The following is a 2,419-nucleotide window of genomic DNA, read 5'->3' as shown; positions in this document are numbered from 1 at the left end:
GAGGGGCTGATTTCAGCCCGTCCGGCGTTTGAGGACACCGCGCGTCAGCGCGGAACGGGGGTGCGAGGGGGCGCAGCCCCGCTCGGAAACGGTGAAAGGGCGGGGCCGGGGCGTCAGAACGCGGCGAGCCGGCCGAAGTCGTCCGCACCGGGCCCGTTCGCCGCCCGGTACTCGAGGCCGACCGGCCCGTCGTACCCGGCCGCGTCCAGGCGGGCGAACAGGTCCGCGAAGTCCAAGGCCCCCGTGCCGGGCGCCCCCCGCCCCGGCACGTCCGCGATCTGGACGTGCCCGGCGCGCTGCGCGTAGCGGTCGACGGCATCGCGGGGGTCCGCCCCGCCCATGGCCACGTGGTACAGATCCAGCAGCAGCCGCGCGTTCCCCAGCCCCGTCACCGCGTCGACCTTCTCGACGACCTCGACGGCCGACGCCACGTCCGTCAGCGGATACCTCGGTGATTCCACGGAGTTGAGCGCCTCGATCAGCAGGATCGCCCCCACCCGGTCCGCCGCCCGCGCCGCGTGCGCGAGGTTTTCCAGCGCCAGCGCGTCCTGGACGTCAGGGGCCACCCCGTCGACGCGGTTGCCGTACAGCGCGTTGAGCGCCCGGCAGCCCACCGAGGCGGCGAAGGCGGCCGCGACGCCGATGTTGGCGCGGAAGCGGGCGGATTCCTCTCCGGGCACGGAGAGCGCGCCCCGGTCCGGCCCGGGCAGCCGGCCCGCGTAGAAGTTGAGGGCGACCAGCCGGGTGCCGGCGGCGGTCAACGCGTCGCGCAGGGCAGCGAGTTCCGCCTCGGGTGGCTCCGGGTCCTCCGGCCAGGGCCACCACAGTTCCACCTCCGTGAACCCGGCCGCCGCCGCGGCGGCGGGCCGTGCGGTCAGCGGCAGTTCGGTGAAGAGGATCGAGAGGTTCGCATCGAAGCGGCGCAATCCCAACACCCGCCCCTCTATTCCGTATTACGGAAACCAACTTCCATCAAGAGGAAGGCTGCTCCTGTCCGGACGGCCCTGTCAAGGGCCCGGTACGTTGACCGTGTGCGATTGAGAGTGGAGTTCACGACCGAACCGTTCGATCTCGACGAGCCCCCGCCCCACGCCGTCGTGGCCCGGGATGTCGTCCAGGCGGCGGAGCTGGACACCGTCGACGTCGGCCCGTTCGGCAACACCGTCGAAGGCCGGGCCGACACCGTGCTCACGGCACTGGTCACCCTGCTGCGCGCCTCCCTGGAGGCGGGTGCCACGCGCGTTTCGCTCCAGGTCAACGTCCTTGACGCGGAAGGCGGGGACGGCGCGTGAGCGAGGACGCGTTCCGCGCCGCCGTCCGGCCCCTCGTGGACGCCATGGGCGGCCGGCTGCTCGATCCCGAGCAGGCCGAGGGCGACGATGTCGTCCTCCGCTGGGAGGGCCGCCCGGTCGTGGCCGTACGCCTCCCGCACCTGGCGGAATCGCTGGAGGGCATCCTCGCCGACCTGGAGCGCCGGCACGGCATGCCGCTCGCCCGGCTGGACCGCAGGACCAAGCAGTCGGTCGTGCGGAACCTGGAGACGCGCGGCGCGTTCGCGCTGCGGCACGGCGTGGAGACGGTCGCCGCCGCGCTCGGCGTCAGCCGGTTCACCGTCTACAACTACCTCAACCGCGACCGTCCCCGGGGCGGGGACGGTTCTTCAACAAACTGTTGACGCGCGTTCCCCGGAGGCGTTAGCTATGCGCAGCTCATCCGAGCGAGCGCAGCGAGAAGCCCCACGGAGGTTGCCGTGACTTCGAGTTCGACGCCGGGGCTCACCCGGTTCAACGCGGCCGAGGACGACACCGCGCGGGCCGCGCTGCACGAGATCTGCGCCAGTGCCGCGTGGGGCGAGGCGATCCTCGCCCGGCGTCCCTACCGCGACGCCGGGGAACTGCTGGCCGCCAGCGACACGGCCGTCGCCCTGCTCTCGCCGGACGACCTGGCCGAGGCCATGGCGGCGCACCCGCCCATCGGCCGCCCCCGGCCGGGCGACCCGGTGTCCGCCAGGGAACAGCGCGGTATGACGGGCGCCTCCGACCGGCTCAAGGCCGAGATGCTCGAACTCGGCCTCGCCTACCAGGAGAAGTTCGGGCACGTCTTCCTCATCTGCGCCACCGGCCTCACCGCCGAACAGATGCGGGACTCCGCCCGTAACCGGATCGACAACTCCCCGGAACGCGAGCGCGAGATCGTCCGTGGGGAGCTCGGCCGGATCAACCGCGTCCGGCTGGCCCGGCTCGCCGTCCGGCCCGAGACCGAAGGAGCGCCCCGGCCATGAGCGACAGCACGGTCTCGACCCATGTCCTCGACACCGGCGCCGGCCGCCCCGCCGCCGGTATCGGCGTGGAGCTGGCCGTACGCGGCGGCCCGGACGGCGAATGGGCCGTGCTCGGCACGGCGCGCACCGACGCGGACG

The 2,419-nt window shown here is 73.3% G+C and carries 5 protein-coding genes; 4 read left to right on the top strand and 1 reads right to left on the bottom strand.

All coding sequences use genetic code 11. The features are described from left to right. Window positions 1-113 precede the first annotated feature (113 nt). Entirely contained in the window at window positions 114-932 is an 819-nt protein-coding gene (locus K6I33_RS34310; protein WP_229358713.1) for a TIM barrel protein, read from the bottom strand. Between the two features lie 99 nt (window positions 933-1,031). On the opposite strand from K6I33_RS34310, the gene K6I33_RS34305 reads away from it, so the two are divergent. From K6I33_RS34305 to K6I33_RS34290, 4 genes are all read left to right on the top strand, one after another. Further along, a complete protein-coding gene (locus tag K6I33_RS34305; protein ID WP_229358712.1) occupies window positions 1,032-1,292 on the top strand; it encodes a thiamine-binding protein in 261 nt (86 codons plus the stop codon). A 44-nt stretch (window positions 1,293-1,336) separates the two neighbouring features. Then, window positions 1,337-1,675, top strand: coding sequence for a helix-turn-helix domain-containing protein (locus K6I33_RS34300; protein ID WP_229358715.1), 339 nt, complete (start codon window positions 1,337-1,339; stop codon window positions 1,673-1,675). 75 nt (window positions 1,676-1,750) lie between these two features. Beyond that, complete coding sequence (gene uraD / locus K6I33_RS34295; RefSeq protein ID WP_229358711.1) at window positions 1,751-2,281, top strand: 2-oxo-4-hydroxy-4-carboxy-5-ureidoimidazoline decarboxylase; 531 nt, start codon at window positions 1,751-1,753, stop codon at window positions 2,279-2,281. Beyond that, on the top strand, window positions 2,278-2,419 hold a 142-nt coding region (locus tag K6I33_RS34290; protein WP_229358714.1), incomplete at its 3' end, for a hydroxyisourate hydrolase. The genes uraD and K6I33_RS34290, both read left to right, overlap by 4 nt.

The sequence above is a fragment of the Streptomyces sp. UNOB3_S3 genome (assembly GCF_020740895.1).
GTDB lineage: Bacteria > Actinomycetota > Actinomycetes > Streptomycetales > Streptomycetaceae > Streptomyces.
Note: the sequence above shows the minus strand (reverse complement) of the source record. Positions and strands in the feature narration are given on the sequence as shown.